At 69.0% G+C, this 21827-nt stretch carries 26 protein-coding genes and 2 tRNA genes; 12 read left to right on the top strand and 16 right to left on the bottom strand.

The window, feature by feature from the left end; genetic code table 11:
• Nucleotides 1-22: 22 nt before the first annotated feature.
• Complete coding sequence (gene miaA, locus HNQ67_RS03760) at nucleotides 23-907, bottom strand: tRNA (adenosine(37)-N6)-dimethylallyltransferase MiaA (RefSeq protein WP_183252428.1); 885 nt, start codon at nucleotides 905-907, stop codon at nucleotides 23-25.
• A gap of 53 nt (nucleotides 908-960) precedes the next feature.
• Here miaA and HNQ67_RS03755 point away from each other — a divergent pair, with 53 nt between their 5' ends.
• Nucleotides 961-2031 (top strand): Mrp/NBP35 family ATP-binding protein, encoded by a 1071-nt coding sequence (locus HNQ67_RS03755; RefSeq protein WP_183252426.1) that lies wholly within the window; start codon nucleotides 961-963, stop codon nucleotides 2029-2031.
• Between the two features lie 62 nt (nucleotides 2032-2093).
• Nucleotides 2094-3146, top strand: coding sequence for a hypothetical protein (locus HNQ67_RS03750; RefSeq protein ID WP_183252424.1), 1053 nt, complete (start codon nucleotides 2094-2096; stop codon nucleotides 3144-3146).
• On the opposite strand, the gene HNQ67_RS03745 is transcribed toward HNQ67_RS03750, so the two are convergent.
• The 4 genes from HNQ67_RS03745 to HNQ67_RS03730 form a co-directional block, all read right to left on the bottom strand.
• On the bottom strand, nucleotides 3113-3433 hold the full coding sequence (locus tag HNQ67_RS03745; protein ID WP_183252791.1) for a YbjQ family protein: 321 nt from the start codon (nucleotides 3431-3433) through the stop codon (nucleotides 3113-3115). The two genes, HNQ67_RS03750 and HNQ67_RS03745, sit on opposite strands and share 34 nt — an antisense overlap.
• A gap of 2 nt (nucleotides 3434-3435) precedes the next feature.
• The gene (locus HNQ67_RS03740) at nucleotides 3436-3966 is read right to left on the bottom strand and encodes a dihydrofolate reductase (protein WP_343054803.1); all 531 of its coding nucleotides are present in this window, start codon (nucleotides 3964-3966) and stop codon (nucleotides 3436-3438) included.
• Entirely contained in the window at nucleotides 3963-4262 is a 300-nt protein-coding gene (locus HNQ67_RS03735; RefSeq protein WP_183252421.1) for a nucleoside triphosphate pyrophosphohydrolase family protein, read from the bottom strand. Before HNQ67_RS03735 ends, HNQ67_RS03740 begins: the two co-directional genes overlap by 4 nt.
• 187 nt (nucleotides 4263-4449) lie before the next feature.
• Nucleotides 4450-5307: a thymidylate synthase gene (locus tag HNQ67_RS03730; RefSeq protein ID WP_183252419.1), complete on the bottom strand. Its 858-nt coding sequence runs from the start codon at nucleotides 5305-5307 to the stop codon at nucleotides 4450-4452.
• 346 nt (nucleotides 5308-5653) lie between these two features.
• Between HNQ67_RS03730 and HNQ67_RS03725 the strand changes: the two genes are divergently transcribed.
• The gene (locus HNQ67_RS03725; protein ID WP_183252416.1) at nucleotides 5654-6223 is read left to right on the top strand and encodes a hypothetical protein; all 570 of its coding nucleotides are present in this window, start codon (nucleotides 5654-5656) and stop codon (nucleotides 6221-6223) included.
• Here HNQ67_RS03725 and HNQ67_RS03720 read toward each other — a convergent pair.
• Nucleotides 6120-6671 carry a DUF924 family protein gene (locus HNQ67_RS03720; protein WP_183252414.1) on the bottom strand — a complete coding sequence of 184 codons (552 nt, stop codon included), beginning with the start codon at nucleotides 6669-6671 and terminating at the stop codon, nucleotides 6120-6122. The two genes, HNQ67_RS03725 and HNQ67_RS03720, sit on opposite strands and share 104 nt — an antisense overlap.
• Here HNQ67_RS03720 and ilvC point away from each other — a divergent pair.
• Nucleotides 6670-7689, top strand: a complete 1020-nt coding sequence (gene ilvC, locus HNQ67_RS03715) for a ketol-acid reductoisomerase (RefSeq protein ID WP_183252412.1) — start codon at nucleotides 6670-6672, stop codon at nucleotides 7687-7689. The genes HNQ67_RS03720 and ilvC overlap by 2 nt on opposite strands.
• Nucleotides 7690-7765: 76 nt before the next feature.
• Here ilvC and HNQ67_RS03710 read toward each other — a convergent pair.
• Nucleotides 7766-7842 (bottom strand) — tRNA-Pro (locus tag HNQ67_RS03710).
• Between the two features lie 156 nt (nucleotides 7843-7998).
• Between HNQ67_RS03710 and HNQ67_RS03705 the strand changes: the two genes are divergently transcribed.
• A tRNA-Gln gene (locus HNQ67_RS03705) sits at nucleotides 7999-8072 on the top strand.
• 111 nt (nucleotides 8073-8183) lie between these two features.
• On the opposite strand, the gene HNQ67_RS03700 is transcribed toward HNQ67_RS03705, so the two are convergent.
• Together HNQ67_RS03700 and HNQ67_RS03695 are read right to left on the bottom strand one after the other, a co-directional pair.
• The gene (locus HNQ67_RS03700; RefSeq protein ID WP_183252410.1) at nucleotides 8184-8411 is read right to left on the bottom strand and encodes a hypothetical protein; all 228 of its coding nucleotides are present in this window, start codon (nucleotides 8409-8411) and stop codon (nucleotides 8184-8186) included.
• Nucleotides 8412-8503: 92 nt separating this feature from the next.
• The gene (locus tag HNQ67_RS03695) at nucleotides 8504-9106 is read right to left on the bottom strand and encodes an ATP-binding protein (protein ID WP_183252408.1); all 603 of its coding nucleotides are present in this window, start codon (nucleotides 9104-9106) and stop codon (nucleotides 8504-8506) included.
• Between the two features lie 160 nt (nucleotides 9107-9266).
• Between HNQ67_RS03695 and HNQ67_RS03690 the strand changes: the two genes are divergently transcribed.
• The gene (locus HNQ67_RS03690; RefSeq protein ID WP_183252406.1) at nucleotides 9267-9695 is read left to right on the top strand and encodes a response regulator; all 429 of its coding nucleotides are present in this window, start codon (nucleotides 9267-9269) and stop codon (nucleotides 9693-9695) included.
• A gap of 376 nt (nucleotides 9696-10071) precedes the next feature.
• Here HNQ67_RS03690 and HNQ67_RS03685 read toward each other — a convergent pair whose 3' ends face one another.
• Entirely contained in the window at nucleotides 10072-10629 is a 558-nt protein-coding gene (locus tag HNQ67_RS03685; RefSeq protein WP_183252404.1) for a GNAT family N-acetyltransferase, read from the bottom strand.
• A 128-nt stretch (nucleotides 10630-10757) separates the two neighbouring features.
• Here HNQ67_RS03685 and HNQ67_RS03680 point away from each other — a divergent pair, with 128 nt between their 5' ends.
• The gene (locus tag HNQ67_RS03680) at nucleotides 10758-11141 is read left to right on the top strand and encodes a DUF1036 domain-containing protein (RefSeq protein WP_183252402.1); all 384 of its coding nucleotides are present in this window, start codon (nucleotides 10758-10760) and stop codon (nucleotides 11139-11141) included.
• A 50-nt stretch (nucleotides 11142-11191) separates the two neighbouring features.
• Here HNQ67_RS03680 and HNQ67_RS03675 read toward each other — a convergent pair whose 3' ends face one another.
• Nucleotides 11192-13372, bottom strand: a complete 2181-nt coding sequence (locus tag HNQ67_RS03675) for a S9 family peptidase (protein WP_183252400.1) — start codon at nucleotides 13370-13372, stop codon at nucleotides 11192-11194.
• A gap of 92 nt (nucleotides 13373-13464) precedes the next feature.
• On the opposite strand from HNQ67_RS03675, the gene HNQ67_RS03670 reads away from it, so the two are divergent.
• Nucleotides 13465-14283: a trypsin-like serine peptidase gene (locus tag HNQ67_RS03670; protein ID WP_183252399.1), complete on the top strand. Its 819-nt coding sequence runs from the start codon at nucleotides 13465-13467 to the stop codon at nucleotides 14281-14283.
• Here HNQ67_RS03670 and HNQ67_RS03665 read toward each other — a convergent pair.
• Nucleotides 14280-16064 (bottom strand): acyl-CoA dehydrogenase, encoded by a 1785-nt coding sequence (locus tag HNQ67_RS03665; RefSeq protein WP_183252397.1) that lies wholly within the window; start codon nucleotides 16062-16064, stop codon nucleotides 14280-14282. The two genes, HNQ67_RS03670 and HNQ67_RS03665, sit on opposite strands and share 4 nt — an antisense overlap.
• Nucleotides 16065-16191: 127 nt before the next feature.
• Between HNQ67_RS03665 and HNQ67_RS03660 the strand changes: the two genes are divergently transcribed.
• From HNQ67_RS03660 to HNQ67_RS03650, 3 genes are read left to right on the top strand one after another with little or no spacing between them, the layout of a single operon-like run.
• Nucleotides 16192-16743, top strand: coding sequence for a cytochrome b/b6 domain-containing protein (locus HNQ67_RS03660; RefSeq protein WP_183252395.1), 552 nt, complete (start codon nucleotides 16192-16194; stop codon nucleotides 16741-16743).
• Nucleotides 16740-17300 (top strand): YceI family protein, encoded by a 561-nt coding sequence (locus tag HNQ67_RS03655; RefSeq protein ID WP_183252393.1) that lies wholly within the window; start codon nucleotides 16740-16742, stop codon nucleotides 17298-17300. Before HNQ67_RS03660 ends, HNQ67_RS03655 begins: the two co-directional genes overlap by 4 nt.
• Complete coding sequence (locus tag HNQ67_RS03650; protein WP_183252391.1) at nucleotides 17237-18214, top strand: L-threonylcarbamoyladenylate synthase; 978 nt, start codon at nucleotides 17237-17239, stop codon at nucleotides 18212-18214. The genes HNQ67_RS03655 and HNQ67_RS03650 overlap by 64 nt, the downstream gene beginning before the upstream one ends.
• A gap of 42 nt (nucleotides 18215-18256) precedes the next feature.
• On the opposite strand, the gene HNQ67_RS03645 is transcribed toward HNQ67_RS03650, so the two are convergent.
• The 4 genes from HNQ67_RS03645 to HNQ67_RS03630 form a co-directional block, all read right to left on the bottom strand.
• On the bottom strand, nucleotides 18257-18769 hold the full coding sequence (locus tag HNQ67_RS03645) for a hypothetical protein (RefSeq protein ID WP_183252389.1): 513 nt from the start codon (nucleotides 18767-18769) through the stop codon (nucleotides 18257-18259).
• Nucleotides 18770-18785: 16 nt separating this feature from the next.
• Nucleotides 18786-19634, bottom strand: a complete 849-nt coding sequence (locus HNQ67_RS03640) for a 3-hydroxybutyrate dehydrogenase (protein WP_183252387.1) — start codon at nucleotides 19632-19634, stop codon at nucleotides 18786-18788.
• A 65-nt stretch (nucleotides 19635-19699) separates the two neighbouring features.
• Nucleotides 19700-20470 (bottom strand): peroxide stress protein YaaA, encoded by a 771-nt coding sequence (gene yaaA / locus HNQ67_RS03635; RefSeq protein WP_183252385.1) that lies wholly within the window; start codon nucleotides 20468-20470, stop codon nucleotides 19700-19702.
• A gap of 75 nt (nucleotides 20471-20545) precedes the next feature.
• Nucleotides 20546-21367, bottom strand: a complete 822-nt coding sequence (locus HNQ67_RS03630; protein ID WP_343054802.1) for an NAD(P)H-hydrate dehydratase — start codon at nucleotides 21365-21367, stop codon at nucleotides 20546-20548.
• 116 nt (nucleotides 21368-21483) lie between these two features.
• Between HNQ67_RS03630 and HNQ67_RS03625 the strand changes: the two genes are divergently transcribed.
• A complete protein-coding gene (locus tag HNQ67_RS03625) occupies nucleotides 21484-21822 on the top strand; it encodes a P-II family nitrogen regulator (RefSeq protein ID WP_183252384.1) in 339 nt (112 codons plus the stop codon).
• The last annotated feature ends 5 nt before the right edge of the window (nucleotides 21823-21827 follow it).

The following is a 21827-nucleotide window of genomic DNA, read 5'->3' as shown; positions in this document are numbered from 1 at the left end:
CTGCCGCCGATCCGGACCGGGCTCAAGGGGCCGCGCCGCGCCCCACCCTCCGCCACTGCGGCGTCTGGTTGCGGAACCAGGTCAGTTGCCGTTTGGCGTAGTGGCGGGTCGCCTGCCGGGTCGCCTCGACGGCCGCCTCCAGCGTCGTCTCGCCGGCCAGATGGGCCGCAAACTCGCGCACCCCGACGGCCTTCATCGCCGGCAGGGCGGGGTCGAGCCCGCGCGCGACCAGCGCCCGCACCTCGTCCAGGGCCCCGGCCTCGACCATCTGGCTGACGCGCCGGTCGCAGTTGTCGTAAAGCGCCGCCCGCTCCGGCTCGACCACCCGGCCGGTCCACGACCCCGGGGGCAGCAGCGGCGTGGTCTCCGCCGTCCAGTCGCTCAGCGCCCGGCCGGTATGTTCCGCCACGGCCATGGCGCGGGTCAGCCGCTGCCGGTCGCCGGCCTCGATCCGCGTCGCCGCCGCGGGGTCCATCTCCGCCAGACGCCGCCGGAACGCCTCCTCGCCCTCGATGTCCAAAGCCTGCATCGCCCCATCGCGCGCCTCGACCGGGATATCAGGAATATCCGCCAACCCTTTGGTCAGAGCCGTGAAATACAGACCGGTCCCGCCGACGAACAGCACCGGTCGTCCGTCCAGTCCGGCCAGCAGCTCCATCGCCGCCCGGCTCCATCGCCCCACCGACCAAGCCTCCGCCGCATCGGCCACGCCGTACAGCCGGTGCGCCGCCCGCGCCTGGTCCTCCGCCGACGGTCGGGCGCTCAGCACACGCAGGTCGGCGTAGAGCTGCTGGCTGTCGGCGTTGACGATCACGGCCCCGGTGCGCGCCGCCAGCTCCAGCGCCAGCGCTGACTTGCCCGAGGCGGTCGGGCCGGCCAGCAGGGTGATCAGGGGGGCGGGGGGCATGGATGTCCCATATCCCCCTCCCAATGCGGGAGGGAAGGCCGTAAAGCGACGCGATGATCACGCGCGCCACCGTCATCGCCGCCCTCGACGCCATCCGCGATCCGAAGAGCGGGCAGGGGCTGGTCGCCGCCGGTCTGGCGCAGGGCCTGACGGTCACGGAGGATCGGGCCGGCTTCGTGATGGAAGTCCCGGCCGGCGACACCGCCCTCTACGCCCCGGTCCGCGACGCCGCCGAGGCCGCCCTCAAGGCCATCCCCGGCATGGCCCGCGTCTCCGTGGTCCTCACCGCCGAAACCGCGCCCGCGACGAAACCCGCCCGCACCGCCGCCCTGTCGCCCCAGGCCGTCGAACAGACCCGCGCCGGGGCCCCGGTCCCCACCGACCGCCCCGCCCACGTCCGCCGCGTCCTTGCCGTGGCCAGCGGCAAGGGCGGGGTCGGCAAGTCCACCGTCGCCGCCAACCTCGCCGCCGCCCTGACCGCGCGCGGCCTGTCGGTGGGCGTGCTCGACGCCGACGTCTACGGCCCCTCGATGCCGACCATGCTCGGCGTCTCCGGCAAGCCCGAATACCGCGACGGCATGATCGAGCCGCACACGGCCCATAGCCTGAAGGTCATGTCGGTCGGCCTGCTCACCGGCGCCAACGACGCCATGGTCTGGCGCGGTCCGATGGCCTCGCAGGCCATCACCCAGATGCTGACCCAGACCCGCTGGGGAACAGAAGCCGCGCCCCTCGACATCCTCGTCGTCGACCTGCCGCCCGGCACCGGCGACGTCCAGCTGACCCTGATCCAGAAGACACCGCTCGACGGCGCCGTCATCGTCTCGACCCCGCAGGAGGTGGCTCTCGCCGACGCCCGCCGCGCCCACGCCCTGTTCCAGAAGGTCAAGGTCCCGACCCTCGGCCTGATCGAGAACATGTCCGGCGACGTCTTCGGCCGCGGCGGCGCCGAAGCCGAAGCCGCCCGCCTCGGCGTCTCCTTCCTCGGCGACCTCCCGCTCGACGCCGCCCTGCGCGAAGCCGGCGACGCCGGAACCCCGCTGGTCAGCGCCGACCGTGACGGCGACACGGCCCGCCGGTTCGCCGAAGTCGCGGCCCGGGTGGCAGACGTGCTCGGGATTTGAACCGGCCTTCGAAATCTGACGGCCGCTTGCCCGGCGCGGAACAGCCTCTAGCCTGCGCCGCCATGCTGTATGCGACTCGCCGTCTGTTCACCGAAACCCTCCATCCGCTGGAGCGCGGCGCCGCCGTTGATCTGGTCTCCATCCGGGGCGGCCCCGCCGACGCCGAGGCCCTGCTGCCTGTCCTGCTGGCTGATCCCGCCGTCAACGGCGACCTGATCGATCCGATCGCCCGGCACGGCGATGCCGCCATGGTCCGGCGCCTGTACGACCGCTTCGTCGAGGGCGGGCGAATGGTCGACGGCGCCGACCCGCGTCTGTTGTGGGCCTTCGGCTGGGCGGGTCTCGAAGAGGCCCGTCCTATGCTGTTCCACTACGCCTGCGAGCCGAACTGGGACTCCGCCCCCGCCGCCCTCGATGGCCTCGTCCACCTGCCGCCCGACGGACTGGAGGCCGAGGTTCGCGCCGTCGTCGGCGCCTGCGTCGGACGCCCGCTGTTCGCGGAATATGCGCCGGCGCTGGCCGGCTGGATCGGTGACGCGGAACTGCTCGACCGCTTCCTCGTCGAGGACGGAAAAACGGAGTTGCCGTCGGCCGACTGCCTTGCCGGGGTCATCCTCGGTGTCGGCCTGCTCGGTCCGGCGGGCCGACAGCGACTGCACGACCTGTTCTGGGCCGACCACTATCCGATCATCTGGGGCGACCAGCCCGCCGCCACCGGCCGCGCCATGCGGATGACCGGTCTCGGCGTCGCCGACCTCGCCGCCGAACTCCGGACCCGGATCGCGGCCTCCGACGAGGCGCCGCCCTTCTGGTGGTTCGTTCTCGTCAGAGTGATGGCCGAGCATCAGGTCGCGACATACGATGCGCCGCCAGCTTGGCGCTTCCAGCCCTCGCCTGAAACGCCGCTTGACCTGCACCGCGCCCTGTTCGGTCCGAACGACGGCTGGGACGAGGGGCTCGCCCATCACGCCAGGGAACGCCTTGAAGGCGAGTGTGACTGGCTTTTACACGAGATCCATCAGCTCCGCGGGCCGGTCCAGGATTTGATCTGGCGCGACCAGCTGCTCGCCGAGTTGGACAGCTATTCGGGCTCGACCACCACCGCTGTGCCATAGGCCAGCACCTCGGTGACGCCTTCCATGATCTCATTGGCCTCATAGCGCATGGCGATCACGGCGTTGGCCCCCATGCCCTGCGCATGGGCGACCAGTTCGTCATAGGCTTCTTCGCGCGACGCCTCGGCCAGTTTGACATAGGCGCCGACCCGGCCGCCCAGCATCGACTGAAAGCCGCCGACCACGTCGCTGAGGGCGTTCCGCGAGCGCACGGTGATGCCCCGCACCAGCCCCAGCGTCTTCACCACCCGGTGGCCGGGCACGTCGTTGGTGGTCACGATCAGCATGGTCATCTCCGCTCCAGCACCCGGAAGACGAAGGGATGATCGTCCTTCTCGCCCGGCGGATGCGGCTCCGACGAGACCTCGGTCCACGCCCCCTCGTCGAACGCCGGGAACAACACGTCGCCCTCCACCTCGGCCTCGACCTCGGTGATGTAGAGCCGCTTCGCCCGCGGCAGGGCGGCCTCGAACAGGCCGGCGCCGCCGATGACGCAGATCTCGTCGACCCCGTCGTCCTGGGCCTGCTCGCGGGCGATCTCGATGGCCTCGTCCAGCGTCCGGCACACCAGCGCCCCCTTGGCCTGACCGTCCTCGCCCCAGCCCTCGTCGCGGGTCAGCACCACGTTCAGCCGCCCGGGCAGGGGCCTGAGCGGCAGGCTCTCCCAGGTCTTGCGGCCCATGATGCAGGGCTTGCCGATGGTGATGGCCTTGAAACGCTGCAGGTCGCTGCGCAGCCGCCAAGGCAGGTCGCCGCCCCGCCCGATCACCCCGTTCCGGGCCCGGGCGACGACGAGGGCGATGGCGGGCAGGGCGCTCACGCCTTCGCCTCCAGCCAATGCAGCCATTTCCGCTGCATCGCCGTCTCCAGGTCGATCCCCGCCCGGTCGCAATAGATCAGCAGCATGCCCAGCACGTCCGCCGCCTCGTCGCCCAGCTTGCCGGCGTCCGCCTCGCCGCGCGCCCGGCCGCTCATGCGCAGATGCTCGGCGGTCAGCTCGCCCAGCTCCTCCTGCAGCTTCAGCAGGGCCCAGTCCCCGGACCGCTCGATGCCGTGTTCGGCCGCATAGATGTCGGAGATGCGCAGGACGGACGCGGTAAGGTCGGAGAGGGTCATGGGGGGCTTCTATACTTTCGTCATTCCGGGCGCAGCCTCGCATCGCGAGGCGGAGACCCGGAACCCAGCGGCGCCGAAGCGAAGCGAAGGCGACTGTTCAGCAGCCACGCTCCCGGCAGGTTCGCGCTCTCGCGCGCCGCTGGGTTCCGGGTTCGCTCTGCGAGCGCCCCGGAATGACGAAAGACCATTAAACCGCCACCGGCGCCTTGATGTGCGGCCACGGCGCGTAGCCCTCGAGCACGAAGTCCTCCAGCCGGTAGGCGAACAGGTCGTCCTTCGCCGCGAGAGTCATCGTCGGCAGGGGCAGGGGCTCGCGGCTCAGTTGCAGTTCCGCCTGTTCCACATGGTTCAGATACAGGTGCGCATCCCCGAAGGTGTGCACGAACTCGCCCGGCTTCAGCCCGCATACCTGCGCCATCATCAGGGTCAGCAGGGCATAGGACGCGATGTTGAACGGCACCCCCAGGAAGACGTCCGCCGACCGCTGGTACAGCTGGCAGCTCAGCTTTCCGTCGGCGACGAAGAACTGGAACAGGCAGTGGCACGGCGGCAGGGCCATGTCGTCGACATCGGCCGGGTTCCAGGCGCTGACGATGTGCCGACGCCCGTTCGGATTGGTCTTCAGCCCGTGGATCAGCTTCTCGATCTGATCGATGACCCGTCCGTCGGGCGCCGCCCACGACCGCCACTGCTTGCCGTAGACCGGCCCCAGCTCGCCCTCGGCGTCGGCCCATTCGTCCCAGATCGAAACGCCGTTGTCCTTCAGCCAGCCGATATTGGTCTCGCCGCGCAGGAACCACAGCAGCTCGACGATGATCGACCGCAGATGCAGCTTCTTGGTGGTCAGGACCGGAAAGCCCTTCGACAGGTCGAACCGCATCTGCCGCCCGAACACCCCCAGCGTCCCGGTCCCCGTCCGGTCGTCCCGCCGCGCCCCGTTGTCGAGGATGTCGCGCAGCAGGTTCAGATACTGCCACTCGGGGTGATCAGCGGCGACGGCTCCGGAGCGGGTCTGGACGTCTGCGAGAAGGACCTGGGCGTTCATGAGCACACAGTGTCCCCGATTCGCTCTCGTGGGCAGACCATCGATTCGGTTGCTCACAGAAACGTGGCCGCCCCGTCTCCTCCCCATGCAATGGGGAGGGGGACCGCGAAGCGGTGGAGGGGTTGAGGAGGGACGCACCGCCTTGCGACGACGCGGCCTCAAGCGTCATCGGGCGGAGCCCAGGCATGCGACGAAAACGGAAATGCTGCGCTGCAAGTTAATGTCTTTCCATCGTGCTTCGACGCCATAACCTTCTGTTTTCCCAGCATATCACCTCCGCGTCAGCGTCCTGAACCCGCCCTAGGGCGGCGTCCCCTTACAATCCGTCTCTTTGCTGGAGAGACGCATGACAGACCTGCTCACCACCGGTGCGCCCGTTCACCCCGGCCACCGCATCCACCCGCCGGAAACCTGGGAGCGCGCCCGCGACGACTATCTGGCCGGCTTCAGCGGTCCCGCCGTCTGCGCCCGCTATGGCCTCGGCCTCGCCGCCTTCCGCAAGCGCGCCGCGATCGGCGGCTGGCGCCGCATCGACCAGCCGGCCGCCATGCCGACGGGCCCGCTCGAAATCGAGGGCGATATCAACGAGGCCGACTATTCCGATCTCGCGGACATGTCGGTCATCCATCTGCGCGAGGCCATCGTCAACGGCTGCGTCGGTCAGGCGGAAGCCTGGCTCCGGCTGCACCTGCGGCTCAATGAGGCGTCCTGCCAGGAATTCGCCCGGTTCAGCGAACTTGGGGCGGACGATGACTGTCCGGTCGACGAGGTAGACGGAGTAGACGGTGGACTCCCGGTCCCGGAGTCTACCCTCACCCCCGAAACCCGTCCTCGTCCAGAAACGCCTGCTCCTCCGCCGTCGTCTCCCGGCCCAGCGGGCGGTTGCGGTGCGGAAACCGGCCGAAGCGGCGGATGATGTCGTGGTGATGCTCGGCCCAGCGGTCGTCGTCGGGCCGCTCCATCCGCGTCTGGAACAATTCCAGCTGACGGTCCTGATCCGCCATCTCCTCGGAATGCTGCAGCGGCAGATAGAAGAACCGGCGCAGGTCGCCCGGCGTCTCCAGATCGTGCCCGGCGTCCAGCGCCCGGTAGGCGAACATCCGCGCCAGCGGGTCGGTGGCGAAGGCGTGGCCGGTGTCGCGAAAGCTGTTCCTCGGAAACTGGTCCAGCAGGATCAGCAGGGCCAGCGACCCCTCCGCCGTCTCCGCCCAGCGATCCAGCTCGCGCCGGGCGGCGGCGACATGGGCGTCATGGAAACGGCGGCGAAATTCGGCGTCGAAGGCGTCGTCCTTCCTGAACCACATCTTCGGTCCGGCCTCTTTCCAGAAGGCGACGACGGCGGAAGGGGCTATGTCTGTGCTCATGACCGATAATCTAGGCGCCCCGCTCCCCGTCTTCCATGACCGCGACTGCGATCTGTCGATCGTCCGCGGCAAACGCGTCGCCGTGATCGGCTACGGCAGCCAGGGCCGGACCCACGCCCTGAACCTGCGCGACTCCGGCGTGGCCGACATCGTCGTGGGGCTGAAGGCCGGTTCGGCGACGCGGGCGAAAGCCGAGGCGGACGGCTTCACCGTCCTCACCGCCGGCGAGGCCGCCGCGAACGCCGACGTCGTCGCCGTCATGGTCTCCGACGAGGCCCATCGCGATCTGTGGCGCGACGAGCTGGCTCCGGCGATGCAGCCCGGCGCGGCCCTGGTCTTCGCCCACGGCCTGTCGGTCCGCTTCGGTCTGGTCGAGCCGGGCCTCGACCTCGACGTCATCCTCGCCTCGCCCAAGGGCATCGGGCCGCGCATCCGCGACCTCTATGTCGAAGGGGAGGGGGTGTTCGCCCTCTTCGGCGTGCATCAGGACGCCTCCGGCGGGGCCCATGCGCTTGGCCTGTCCTACGCCGCCGCCCTCGGCTGCGGCCGCAAGGGCATCCTCGAGACCACCTTCGCCGCCGAATGCGAGAGCGACCTGTTCGGTGAGCAGGTGGTGCTGTGCGGCGGGGTCGGCGAACTGATCGACGCCGCCTTCACCAAACTGGTCGAGGCCGGCTATCCGCCCGAGGTGGCGTGGTTCGAATGCTTCTACGAGGTCAAGCTGGTCACCGACCTGATGTTCTCGATGGGCGTGGCCGGCGCCTTCGGCCGCATTTCCAATACGGCGGAGTACGGCGCCTACCTCACCGGCCCCCGCGTCATCGGCGAAGCCTCGCGCGCCGCCATGGATGAGGTCCTGGCCGAGGTCCGCTCCGGCGCCTTCGTCAAACGGCTGATGGCCGATTACGACGCCGGCTCGCCCGATCTGCTGGCCCGCCGCGAGGCGCTGGGCCAGCGGTCTGTCGAGGCCGTGGGCCGTCATCTGGGGGAGGTCGCCGGTCGCGCACGGGACGACTGAGCGCCGCGCAACAAAAAAGGGCGCGAGGCGCCCCTTGAAGCTCGTCTCCGGCGCTTTCGGGAAGCGCTGAAGAAAATGGTCGGAGTGAGAGGATTCGAACCTCCGACCCCTGCGTCCCGAACGCAGTGCTCTACCAGGCTGAGCCACACTCCGACTTGAGGAGGGGGCTTATAGCGACGGGGTTTGCCCCCCGCAAGCCGGGAAACGCCCTGCCGCGAAAATGTCTGAAATCCGCGTCTTGCATCCCCCGCGGCCTTGTCGTATCTCGCACGCCTTCCGGCGCTTCGGCCCCGGGACCGCCGGACCTGCTGGGGAATGGTGTAATGGTAACACTCCGGTTTTTGGTACCGTCATTCTAGGTTCGAGTCCTAGTTCCCCAGCCATCCGCCGTCGCAACCCCCTTCTCCTCTCATCGCTTCCCGGCGCTGGTCCCAGGCAACAAAAAACCCCGCCGGTTTCCCGGCGGGGCTCTTCAGTCGTCAAAAAGACGACGCTTAGTCGCTATCGGAGTCGTCCTCGCTCACGCCGACCACCACGAAGGTGATGGCGGCGATGGTGAGCAGGACCGCGGGAAGCGGCACGCCCGCGAACTCGCTCGATTCACCGGCTACGGCGCCGACGCGGTCACCCACACGAGCCGCAGCATTGTTGTTGTTCGCTGCGGCAGCCTGACCGGCCACCAGCAGCAGACCAGCCGTCACGGCTGCGATGGTCTTCTTCACGTTGCTTCTCCAAAAGAACTGCAAAACCGGGGTAGTCCTAGCTCGACGGGCAGGTTCGCACAAGAACCAAAAGACTGAAGGTTGCGCGATGTTCAATGTATCGGGGAGGGCTCGAGCGCAATTCGGATGCGGACGCCCACGCCCTGTCCCGGTGCGGTCTCGACGCTCATCGACCCGCCCAGATGCTCGACCAGCCCGCGCACCAGAGCGAGACCTTCACCAGGCTCCAGCGTCTCCGCCCCGATCCCCGAATCGCGCACCACCAGGCTGACGCCGCCCACCGCCCTCGAGAAGGCCACCGCGATCGAGCCACGGCGGCCGTCCGTAAAGGCGTGGCGGCAAGCATTGGAGATCAGCTCGTGGGTGATGATGGCCAACGGCAACAAATGGCTGTCGGGCAGCAGGGCGGTATGGCCGCGCACGTCCAGACGTACCGGTCGGCCCCCGCAGGCGCGGGTCCAGAAGGCGGCCACGTCTTCCAGATAGCCGCCGAAGTCCAGCGGTCCGTCGACGGTCACCCGCCGGCTGATCAGTTCCACCGCGGCGGTGACGTCGCTAAGCCAGGTCAGGTGCCGCACGCTTTCCGGATCGGTGACGGTCCGCAGCCGAATTCCCACGAGGGTCTGCAGCAACTGGTAGCCGCCCAGCAACCGGCGCTGAAGTTCGACAACGCCCTCTCCGGCAGCGGTAGCCATCGATCCCCCAGCCCCTGAAAAAGCCCAAGAAATCTTACGTCACGCCGAACCAATTAGCCAATCAGGCATTTATCGTCCGCTAGCGGACACAGGGAGTGGTAAACGGCCTCTGGTCCCGTTCGGGGGTGTTGTGTTGTCCAATCCGCCCGACCTTCGGGTCATGATCGTAGAGGACCAGGCGCTTCTCGCCATGGAGCTCGAGCTGGTGTTGGGCGAATCCGGCTGTGACATCGTCGGATGCGCGATGGACCAGTTGAGCGCCTTCGCCATCGCCGGACGCGAGAATCCCGATCTGGCGCTGATAGACGTGAACCTTCTGGATGGCATGACCGGCCCCCGGATCGCCCAGCGGCTGGTAGCCGAGCACGGGACGGCGGTGGTCTTCCTGACCGCCAATCCAGAGCAGATTCCCGAGGGGTTTGCTGGCGCCCTCGGCGCAGTGTCCAAACCCTTCGACGAACAGACCATCCGCGCGGTGGTCGATTTCGCCCGCCAGTTCATCCAGCATCGGACCCTCGGCGAACCGCCCCGCCGCTTCCGGTTGGCCCCCTGGCTGTCGACCCCGCCGGACGAAATCGCGCCGCACTGACGGGCCCGTGCGGCGCGACTCCGGGTATCAGTGGATCTTCAGCCGCACGAACACCATGCCGCCGTCGAGATCGCCGCCCCAAGATGGCTACGGCACCGCAGGGACGGGTGAAAGTGTACGGAGGCCCGAGGCCGAAGCGCAGGTTCTCCGCCAGACGCCAATCGTGAACCGCCCCGAGTGCAGGCCGCCAGGCTTTGACGGACCGGGTTGCCATCTGGTGGTCATGCCATGGTCGAGCGGCACGCGATCATAGCCAGTCTCATGAAGGGCTGCATGAATGAACAAGGGACGCGCGACCTGTCACCGCTTGGCGGACGTGATCAGTCGAGGAGATATCGCGACGGGTGGGGGTAGGGCTCCGGCCACGTGGCCGGCTTCAAGCCAGGCCGCCGCCCAGATCAAGGCCCGGCCCGGTAGGCGGGCCGCCACCCGGGATCAGGTCGAGCTGCATCAGCGTCACGTCAAGCCAACGGTCGAATTTCCAGCCCACCTGCCGGTAGACGCCGGCCTCGCGGAACCCGAGCGACCGGTGCAGGGCGATCGAGGCGGCGCTGCTGTCGCTGTCGCTGATCGCCCCGATCACATGGCGCAGGCCCATGGCGCGGACCCGCTCTATCAACGTCTCCAGCAGGGCGCGGCCGACGCCGTGGCCCCGCGCAACCGGCTCGACATAGATCGAGCCCTCGACCCCATAGCGATAGGCCGGGCGAGGGCGGAACGGCGAGGCGTGGGCGTAGCCCGCGAAGGCGCCGTCCAGTTCGGCGACCAGCCACGGCAGACCGTGGCGCTGAACCGCGGCGAAGCGGCGGGCCATCTCGTCCCGCGTCGGCGGCTCCAGCTCGAATGTCGCGGTGCCGTTCAGCGTCTCGTGCCCGTAAAGTCTGGCGACGGCGGCCAGGTCGTCCTGCGTCGCATCGCGGATAGTGCGGATCATCGGATCAATCCCTGCCTGCCGGGCCGTCGGCAACCGTCACTGGATTCGACCTCCGCCTCTGATAATCTACCGCAGGGAGCGAGGGGAGCTGAGAACCGTGAAATCCTTTGTCATTGCGGCCGCCGCGCTTGGCCTTGACGCTGGGCGCGCCGGTTCGGGTTGCAGCCCAGACGGCGAATTCATCGTACACGCCGACCGTTGAACTCAAGGTCTGCAACAACAGCGGCCGCAACGCTACGGTCGCCATTTCCTATGTCGAGGTCGGCGCCGGGCGCTTCATCAACCGCGGCTGGTACGACGTCTACAACGCCGCCTGCATTGATCTCGTCAGCACCGACAATTCGAATTTCTACATGTACGCCGACGCCACCGACGGCTCGAACCGCTCCTGGGCGGGCAACCATACGCTTTGTGTCCAGTACCCTGGCCCCCAACACCTTCTGGTCGGACGGCGGCGACACCTGCCCCAGCGGCTACGAGACCCCCAATTTCGTGCCGATGCACGCCGATAAACCCGGCGATTACACCTGGACCCTTGACCCGTAGGCGGCGCCGGGAGCGGTCAGGGCCGCTCCCAGCCCTTGTCGATCGCCCAGACCGCGAAGGCGTAGTCGTGGGCGACCTCCTTCAGATAGTCGAACCGACCCGACGCGCCGCCGTGCCCGGCCTCCATATTGATCTTCAGCAGCACCGGCTTGCCCGAGGTCGTGGCCGGCCGCAGTTTGGCTACCCACTTTTCCGGCTCCCAATAGGTCACGCGGGGGTCTGACAGCCCGCCGGTGGCCAGCACGGCCGGATAGGCCTTGGCCTCGACCTGGTCATAGGGGCTGTAGCTCATGATGTAGTCGTAGGCCTCGGCGTCCTCGATCGGATTGCCCCACTCGGGCCATTCGGGCGGCGTCAGCGGCAGCGAGATGTCGCTCATCGTGTTGATCACATCGACGAAGGGCACCTGACCGATGATCCCGGCCCACAGGTCCGGCCGCATGTTGTTGACCGCCCCCATCAAGAGGCCGCCGGCCGAGCCCCCTTGGGCCACGATATGCCCGGCTTTGCCGTGGCCGCTGGAGATCAGATGCTCGGCCGCCGCGATGAAGTCGGTGAAGGTGTTCTTCTTGGTGAATCGGCGCGCGCTCAGGAACCAGTTCCAGCCCTTGTCCGAACCGCCGCGGATATGGGCGATGGCGTAGATCCAGCCACGATCGACCAGCGACAGCCGGTTGGTCGAGAAGCTGGCCGGCATCGGAATGCCGTAACTGCCATAGCCGTAGAGCAGCAGGGGCGCTGATCCGTCGACTGGCGTCGACTTGCGGCGCACCACCGTCACGGGGACCAATTCGCCGTCCGGCGCGGGGGCGTTCAGCCGCTCGACCACATAGTCGGCCGGGTCGTGCCCCGACGGGACCTCCTGCACCTTGCGCAGGGTCCGCTCGCGGGTCTCCAGGTCGTAGTCATAGGTGGAGGTCGGGGTCGACGGCGAGTTGTAGCCGTAGCGCATGACGGTGGTGTCGAACTCCGACGCCCCGCCCAGCGACAGGGAGTAGGCGGGCTCGTCCACGGCGATCTCGTGCTCGGCCCCGGCCCGGTCGCGGATAATGATGCGGGTGTTGGCGTCGGCGCGCTCCTGACGGCCGATGAAGTCCTTCACCAGCGCGACGCCTTCGATGTAACGGCCGGGCGTGTGCGGGACGAGGTCCTGCCAGTGGGCCTTGCCCGGCGTCGCGGTCGGAGCCTCGACGATCTTGAAATCAATGCTGTCGTCGGCGTTGGTGCGGATCACCCAGCGGTCGCCCCAGTGGTCGGCGTCATAAAGCCGGGCCACCTCGCGCGGCTCCAGAACGGCGGGCTCGGCGGTCGGCGTAGCGGCCGGGATGAACCGGGCCTCCGAGGTTTCCTGATTGGCGATGGAGATCAGCACGAAGGCGTCGTCGGCGGTGCGGCCGACGCTGATGAACATGCCGTCGTCGTCCTCCTCATAGACCAGCGTCGCCTCGCCGCCGCGGGCGGGGCGTCGGAAGATCTTGTCCGGGCGGCCGTTGTCGTCCCGGTTGGTCCAGAAAATCCACCGGCTGTCCCGCGAGAAGGTGAAATTGCCGGTCGCCGAGCCGATCGGATCGGGCAGCACCTCGCCTGTAGCCAGGTCCTTGACGAAAATCTGGTGCACCTCCGAGCCCTGGGCGTCCTCGGCGTAGGCGAAGAGCTCGTGATCGGGGCTGTGCTGGGCCGACGACACCTCGGAATAGGCCTTGCCCTCGGCAAGGGCGTTGGCGTCGAGCAGCAGTTGCTCGGCGCCCGCGCCGGTCCGGGCCTTGCGCATGTATCGGGGATGTTGGTCGCCGGTCCGGTACTCGACGTAATAGGCCCACGGCCCGTCCGGCGACGGCACCGAGCTGTCGTCCTCCTTGATGCGCCCCTTCATCTCCTCGAACATCTGCACCTGCAGGGGCAGGGTCGAGGCCATCATCGCCTCGCGATAGGCGTTTTCGGCGGTCAGGTGTTCCTTGACGTCGGCCTTTATCAGGGTCGGGTCGCGCAGCACCGCCTGCCAGTTGTCGTCCTTCATCCACTGATAGTCGTCGACCCGCACCCGGCCCAGCTGTTCGATCCGCACGGGGATCTTCTTCGCGACGGGCGGGACGGGGGCGGTCTGAGGCATCGGGGCTCCGGTGGTGCGGGCGTGGGCGGGCAGGGCGGTCGCCGCCAGGGCGGCCGAGGCGGTGGCGAGCAGGTCGCGGCGATTCATGATGTCGGGCCCCCGTGGCGTACAGGGCGCGGACCTTGTGCGACCGGCCCGGTGCCGTCAAATGAACAAAAGGCCCCGGCGTCATCCAACCCATGTTCGATCTGCAAGTCCCGCCCGAACCCGTTCCTGAGCCGCCTGTCGCGGCCCTCGTCGCCCCCGCCTGGGACCTGACCGTCGGCTTGATCTCGGCCACGGTCCAACTCGACCAACGCAACGGCGATCAGACCACCCGGCGGGTCGGCACCGGCTTTCTGGTCGATGCGCCCCGGCCGGACGGGTCGCCGCGCACCGTGCTGGTGACCGCGCACCATGTTTTCAGGGACATGTCGGCCCCGGACGCCCGCATCGGCTGGCGGGTCGAGATGCCCGGCGGGCGCTGGCGGTTCACACCCGAGCCGTTGCGCATTCGCGATGAGGACGGCGATCCGGCCTGGACCCGTCACCCCGAGCGCGACATCGCCGTGATGGAGGTGTCCGCCCCGGCGGACTTCGCCCGGGCCGCCATCCCGCTCGACTGGCTGGGCGACGCCGACGCGCTGGATGTCTGGCAGGTCGGGCCGGGCGACGAACTGTTCACCCTCGGCTACCCGCACGGCTATTCGGCGAACACCGCCGGCTTCCCCATCCTGCGCACCGGGCGGGTGGCGTCGTGGCCGGTGACGCCGATCGGGTCGTTCCCGACCTTTCTGCTCGACTTCCCCGTCTTCCCCGGCAACTCCGGCGGGCCGGTGTTCTGGACCCCGGCGGCGCGCAAGCTGCCCGGCTCGGTCCGGCCGGATCATCCATTCATCGCCGGGGTGGTGACCTCCGAGGTGCGCCCGGGCGAAGGGCGTCTGGGCATCGGCATCGTCGCCCACGCGGTCTACGTCCGCGAGGCCATCGCCCTGCTGGACGCCCCTGAAGGCCCCTAACCGGCCAGCACGTCCGGGCTCATCCGCTGCAGCAGGTCGCCGCCCTGGCCGACGGCCGCCAGCCGGCTCGAGGCGTGGCCCAGCACATTGGCGGCGTAGACTTCGTAGAGGGCGATCCGCCCCTCCAGCCAAGCGGGGTCGCCCTCGCCCGCGTCGAGGGTCGCCCGCGCTGCCAGCGCGCCCTTGGCCAGCATCCAGCCCCCGACGACGTCGCCCATCAGCGTCAGATAGGCGTCGGCACCGGCCAGCACGTCCGCCGCCCCGTCCGCCGCCGCCTTGCGGTCCAGCAGCCAGAAGGTGGCGTCCTGCACCGCCTCGATGGCGGTGGCGAAACGTTCCAGCGGCTTGCCCGAATACAGCCGCGGCAGAAGCGCCAGGGTCGCCTTCATATCGGCGATCAGGTCGCGGGCCGCCTGGCCTCCGTCCTGTCCCAGCTTGCGGCCGACGAGGTCCATGGCCTGGATGCCGTTGGTGCCCTCGTAGATCGGGGCGATGCGGGCGTCGCGATAGTACTGGGCCGCGCCGGTCTCCTCGATGAAGCCCATGCCGCCGTGGACCTGCACCCCCATCGAGGCGACATCGCAGCCGACGTCGGTCGACCAGGCCTTGGCGAGGGGGGTGAACAGGTCCTCGCGGCTCTTCCAGCGGCGCCGTTCCTCGTCCGTCGCGGCGTGCTTCGCCAGATCGGCGGCGACGCCGGTCGACAGGCAGAGGGCGCGGGCGGCGGCGATCTTGGCCTTCATCACCGACAGGGCGCGCCGCACGTCGGGGTGGTCGATGATCGGGGCGTTGGCCTCGCCGGTCCAGACCGAGCGGCCCTGACGCCGCTCGCGGGCGTAGTCCAGCGCCTGCTGGTAGGCCCTTTCGGCGATGCCGACGCCCTCGACGCCGACCGCCAGCCGGGCCGCGTTCATCATCACGAACATATGGGCCAGGCCCTGATTGGGTTGACCGACCAGTTCGGCCGTCGCCCCCTCATAGGCCATGACGCAGGTCGGCGAGGCGTGGATGCCCAGCTTGTGCTCGACCCCGACCGGCCGGAAGGCGTTGCGCTCGCCCAGCGAGCCGTCCGGCTTGACCCGGTATTTGGAGGCGAGGAACAGGCTGATCCCCTTCGGCCCCGGAGGCGCGTCGGGCAGGCGGGCCAGCACCATGTGGACGATGTTGTCGGTGGCGTCGTGGTCGCCCCAGGTGACGAAAATCTTCTGCCCGGTCAGGGAATACGTCCCGTCGCCGTTCGGAACCGCCGTCGCCGTCAGGGCGCCGAGGTCCGATCCCGCCTGCGGCTCGGTCAGCACCATGGCCCCGGTCCATTCGCCGGAGACCAGCTTGGTCAGATAGGTCGTCTTCTGCGCCTCGGTGCCGACCGCCTCCAGCGCCTCGATCGCCGCAAGCGACAGCATCGGACAGAGGCCGAAGGCCATATTGGCGGCGTGCACCGTCTCATAGGCCGCCAGCTCCAGCGCCTTGGGCAGTTGCTGCCCACCAGCGTGGGTCGGGGCGGACAGGCCGGTCCAGCCGCCCTCGGCGAACTGGCGGTAGGCGTCGGCGAAGCCCGGGGCCGCCGTCACAGCGCCATTGGCGTAGAGCGAACCCTTCTGGTCGCCGACGCGGTTCAGTGGGGCCAGCACGCCTTCCGAGAACTGGGCCGCCGCCTCCAGCACCGCGCCGGTCAGATCGGCGTCGAAGTCGGGAAAGGCGCCGGTCGCCGCGACGGCGTCGAGCCCGGCCACCTCGGTCAGGGTGAAGATCAGATCGCGGACGGGGGCGCGGTAGGTCATCGGTTCGCTCTCGAAACTGTGCCCATGTTCATGCCGCCTTGCCGCCGGGTCACGCAAGGCGCGGCTTGGCGAACCGCGTCGGCTGGGTCAAGCTGACGGTCTGACATCCGGGTAAGGGAGCAACTCCGTGGCCGAACCGCGCAACCGCTATTCGACCGTATCGCTGGTCTTGCACTGGCTGATCGCCGCCCTCGTGGTGGCCCAGATCGGCCTGATCTGGGCGCATGAGGTGACGGATGGGCCAATCTCCCGCGAGTTCGTCAATGTCCACAAATCGGTGGGTCTGAGCATTATGGTCCTGACCCTGGCTCGACTCGGCTGGCGCATCGCCAATCCGGCCATCCCGCTGCCCGAAACGACGCCGCGTTGGCAGAAGCTGTTGGCGCGCGGCACCCAGGCCCTGTTCTACGCCTTCCTGATCGGCATGCCGCTGGTCGGATGGGCCGCCTCCTCGGCCGGAGGCCGCGAGATTCTCTGGTTCGGCCTGTTCGAGTGGCCGGCCCTGCCGATCGGCGGCGGCCGCGAGACCGCCGGCCAGCTGATGGACATGCACGAGCTCGCCGCCAAGGCCCTCTACGTGCTGCTCTTCCTGCATGTCGCCGGGGCGCTGAAGCACCACTTCGTCGACCGCGACAACGTCCTGCACCGTATGCTTCCCTTCATCCCGCGCCGGCCGTGATCCGCCGGGCCGTCCTGCTGGCGGGTCTCGCGCTGCTCGGGCTCGGCGCGTGGAGCGACGCGCCGCCGCCGTGGGAGGTGCTGCGCGAGGCCTCGACCATTGAGATGTCGGTGCGCGCCTTCGGCGGCTCCCACCGGGGCCGGTTTGAGGACTGGCGCGGCGACGTCGCCTTCGATCCGGACGCGCCGTCGCGGACCCGTGCGACCATCGTGGTGCAAGCCGGGTCGTTGAAGATGAACGCCTCGGCCGTGACCGGGCGGGCGATCGGTCCCGGGTTCCTCGACGCCCGGCGACATCCGACGATCCGATTCCAGCTCCGGTCGCTCGAATCGGCCGGCGGCGACCGCTATACGGCCCGGGCCGAGGTGACGATGAAGGGGCAAACCCGTCCGGTGACCTTCCCCGTAGACTTGCGCGTGACCGGCGACCGGGCGCATCTGACGGGTGCGTTCACTCTCGACCGCACGGATTTCGGCATAGGAACCTCAGGCGCGTGGAACAGGATGGTCGGCCGCGAGGTAACCGTGCGGGTGGCGCTTCAGGCGCGTCGGCTCTAGGCGCGACCGACGCCCAGGCCGTCGAGGCGCTGGCGCGCGGGGGTCTCGTCATCCTGCCGACCGAGACCGTCTACGGCCTCGCCGCCGACGCCGGGAACGCCGCCGCCGTCGTCGCCATCTTCGAGGCCAAGGGCCGGCCCCGCTTCAACCCGCTGATCGCCCATGTCGCCGACGCGGTCGAGGCCGAGGCCATCGCCGTCTTCGACGCCCGCGCCCGCGCCCTGGCCGAAGCCTTCTGGCCCGGCCCCCTGACCATCGTGGCGCCGGTGCGTGACCGGAACCGGGTCTGCGACCTCGCCCGCGCCGGGCTGGACAGCGTGGCCGTGCGGGTTCCCGGCCACCTCCGCGCCCGCGGCGTAATCTCGGCCTTCGGCAAGCCCGTGGTGGCCCCCTCGGCCAACCGCTCGGGCCGGCCCAGCCCCACCACCTTCGCGGACGCGCTGGAGGAGACCGGCTTCGCCGCCGCCGACGCCGTGGACGGCGGCCCCTGCGCCGTCGGGGTCGAGAGCACGGTGGTCTCGGTGCTGGACGGCCGCGTCGCCCTGTTGCGGCCCGGCTCGGTGACCCGGGCCGACATCGAAGCCGTGGTCGGCCCGCTCGAGCGGGGCGGCGAGGGGCATCGCTCGCCCGGCCGCGCGGCCGTTCACTACGCCCCGGACGCCCCGGTGCGGATCAACGCCATGGCGGCGGGGGAGGGGGAAATCCTGCTCGGCTTCGGGCCCGGCGTGGGTGCGCTGCGCTGGAGCCTCAGCCCGACGGGTGACCTGCGGGAGGCGGCGGCCAACCTGTTCCGGATGCTGCGCGAAGCCGACCGTGAGACTCCGGCGGGCATTGCGGTGTCGCCGGTGCCCGGCCACGGACTGGGCGAAGCCATCAACGACCGGCTGAAGCGGGCGGCGGGGTTTGTGGGGTAGGGGAAGGCGAGGTCACGACGCCTCGGTGAATTCCTCACGACCTCAGGCGTTATTGCGTCGGACAAGCTCGGACCAGAAGTCGATCTCCCGAAGATTTTCTGGCCACGGCCGAGTCTCCCAGCCGTTCACTTCACGATCAATGTAGTCGTCCAGATCCGCCCCGTAGTGGATCACGTCGGACTGGTAGACGGAGAAGACGGGGTTTCCGGCCACGGTGGGGGTCGCCGGCAGGTACCGGTGGCTGAAGATCGGAATGAGACGCGGTGCGCGCTCCACGACCTGCCTCAGTAATTCGGCTCTTTCCTCCGCCTTGGCGGGGCGATCTCCCCAATCGGTCCACCAGAGTCCGTTCTGCTCGACATCGAAGAGCAGGCCTTCAAATGGCCAAGCCAAGAGCCGGCGCACCTTCTCCTCATTGTTCCAATCCGGCCCTCCGACCGGGCGTCGGTCCCGTAGGAGTTCGATGAGGTCAGAGGGGAAGTTAAGGCGGAATCGCGCCTGCGCTCGTTCGAGTTCGGCTGCGGTATAGCCACGTATCCAGGTCAGCGCGGTCATGGGCGACCTGGTCCCGCTACTGTGCCGTCCAGCCGCCGTCGATGGAGAAGCTGGCCCCGTTGGCCGAGGCGCCGAGGTCGCTGACCAGATACAGCATCATCCCGGTCAACTCGTCGGTGGTCACGAACCGCTTGGTCGGCTGGGAGCCGAGGATGACGTCCTTCAGCACCGCCTCCTTCGACACGCCGCGCGTGCGCGCCTGATCGGCGATCTGCTTCTCGACGATGGGTGTCTCGACGAAGCCGGGGCACAGGGCGTTGCAGGTGATGTTGTCCTGGGCCAGCTCCAGCGCCACCGTCTTGGTGAAGCCGATGACGCCGTGCTTGGCGGCGACATAGGCCGACTTGAACGGGCTGGCGACCAGGCCGTGGGCCGAGGCCACATTGATGATCCGTCCGCGGCCCTGGGCCTTCATGATCGGGATCGCCGCCCGCGTCGCATAGAAGGTGGACGACAGGTTGATGGCGATGATTTGCTCCCATTTGTCGGCGGGGAATTTCTCGACCGCCTCGACGTGCTGGACGCCGGCGTTGTTGATCAGGATGTCGACCCGGCCCAACTGGTGCTTGCCGTAGGCGACCATGTCGGCGACCTCGTCGCCGCGCCGCATGTCGGCCCCGTGATAGCGCACCCGGACGCCGCAGCTGGCCTCCATCTCCGCGCGCGTCCGCTCGATCTCCGACGGATCGCCGAGGCCGTTCAGCACCACCTCGCCGCCGCGCGAGGCGATGGCGCGGGCGAAGGCCAGGCCGATTCCCGAGGTCGAGCCCGAGATCACCGCCACCTGCCCCTTCAGGTCGCCGATGTCGCGGAAGGGGGCGTCCTCGGCTTGCGAGCCGTCACCGCGTTTAGGCCATTGGAACATGGGGTGTCGTCCGTCTGAATCTCGGGTCCAACCTAGCCGCTCGCGTCAGCGAAGGCGACAGGGACTCACGAATTTCCTGATCTGATGAATATCCAGTCCGCATCGGTCGAGGCGGCCTTGTCGAAGCGGTAGCCGTCGCGGTCGAACCCCTTCAGGTCCTCGGCGCGGTCGATGCGCTCATCGATGGCGAAACGGGCCATGCCGCCGCGGGCCTTCTTGGCGAAGAATGAGATGATCCGGCTCTCGCCATCCTTCTCCTCGCGGAAATGCGGCGTCACCACCGGCAGCTTGAGCGCCCGCGCATCGACGGCGCCGAAATATTCCTGGCTGGCCAGGTTCACCAGCGTCGGATCGTCATGTCCCTCGGCGTCGAGGTTCAGGCATTTGGAGATGCGGTCGCCCCAGAAGTCGTACAGGCTGGCGCCGCGCCGCGTCTTCAGCCGGGTCCCCATCTCCAGACGGTACGGCTGGATCCGGTCCAGCGGGCGCAGCAGGCCGTACAGCCCCGACAGGATGCGCAGGCGGTCCTGCGACCATTCCAGCGAGGTGGCGTCCAGCTCGCGCGCCTTCAGGCCCTCATAGACGTCGCCGGCGAAGGCGAAGGCCGCCTGCACCCCGTCGGCCGATTCGGTGTCGAAGGCCTGGAACCGGGCCCGGTTCAGCCGCGCCAGGTCGTCGGAAAGGCTCATCAGCCCGCGCAGCTCGGCGACGGTGCGACCCCGCGCCGTGCGCGCCAGCGACGCCGTATCCTCGCGGAATCGCCGCTCGGAGGCGGGCAGGGCGGGGTCGGCTTCGGTGAAATCCAGCCGCTTGGCCGGGGACAGGACGATCAGCAAGGCGAGGCTCCGGCGGCGGGGACGCTCCGCATAGGCCGCTTCGACGACAATTTGAACCGGACGCGCCGTCGCGCCTCAGCCCGACGTTGCATGCAGGGCCGCCAGCACGGCAGGCAGGCGGTCAGGCAGGTCCTCGGCGATCAGGCCCGGTCCGATCCCCCGCGTCGCCTCCGCGTGCATCCACGCCGCCGCCCGGGCCGCGTCGAAACTGTCCATACGCTGGGCGACCAGCCCGCCGATCATGCCGGCCAGCACGTCGCCGCTCCCCGCCGTCGCCAGCCAAGGCGTGCCGTTGTCGTTGACGGCCACGCGGCCGTCCGGAGCCGCGATCACCGTCTCCGGCCCCTTGAGCACGACGACGGCCCCGGCCCGCGCCGCCGCCTCGGCGGCCGCCGTCTCGCGTCCGGCCCCCAGCAGGTCGGGAAACAGCCGCTCGAACTCGCCCTCGTGCGGGGTCAGCACGTCGTCCCGGTCCAGCGCCTCGAACAGGCCCTCGGTCCAGTCCTCGAACACCATCAGCCCGTCGGCATCCACCACCAGGGCGGCGCCGGTCATGGCGAGGGCGCGGACATTGGCCTGGGTCGCCTCGGTAAGCCCGGCGGCCGGGCCGATCACCACCGCGTCCATCCCCTCGCAGCCCTCGACCAGCCCCTCGGGGGAGCTGAACGGGGTCAGCATGACGGCCTCGATCGCCGGTGCGATGACCAGGGCGGCGTCCGGCGGACACAGGATACGGACCAGCCCGGCGCCGATGCGCAGCCCCGCCCGGGCCGCCAGCCGCGCCGCGCCCGTCTGCGTCGCCTTGCCCGACACCACCCCCAGCCGACCGCGCGCGTGCTTGTGGGTTTCGCGCTCCGGCCACGGCAGGCCGGTGCGCCAGTCGGCCAGGGTGGTCACGCCGGTCCTCCGATCACGGATGGCGCCGGAAACCGAAAAAGGCTTGCCTTATTGTGCAATGCAATGTCCCTTTACCGCCCGAGCGCGCGGCGTTGTAAGCCCGCCTGGGATCGCTGATGAAAAAGATTGAAGCCGTCATCAAGCCCTTCAAGCTGGATGAAGTGAAGGAAGCCCTCCAGGACGCGGGGGTGCAGGGCATGACTGTTCTGGAGGCCAAGGGATATGGCCGCCAGAAGGGCCATTCGGAACTCTATCGCGGAGCCGAATACGTCATCGACTTCCTGCCCAAGATCAAGATCGAGGTGGTGGTTCCCGACGACATGGTCCCCTCGGTCATCGACGCCATCCAGGCCGCCGCCCGCACGGGCAAGATCGGCGACGGCAAAATCTTCGTCTCCGATGTCCTCGACGTCATCCGCATCCGCACCGGCGAAACAGGGGCCCAGGCCGTCTGACCGCT

This window comes from Brevundimonas basaltis (assembly GCF_014202075.1).
GTDB classification, from domain to species: Bacteria; Pseudomonadota; Alphaproteobacteria; order Caulobacterales; family Caulobacteraceae; genus Brevundimonas; species Brevundimonas basaltis.
This window is presented reverse-complemented; position numbering and strand designations above follow the sequence as displayed.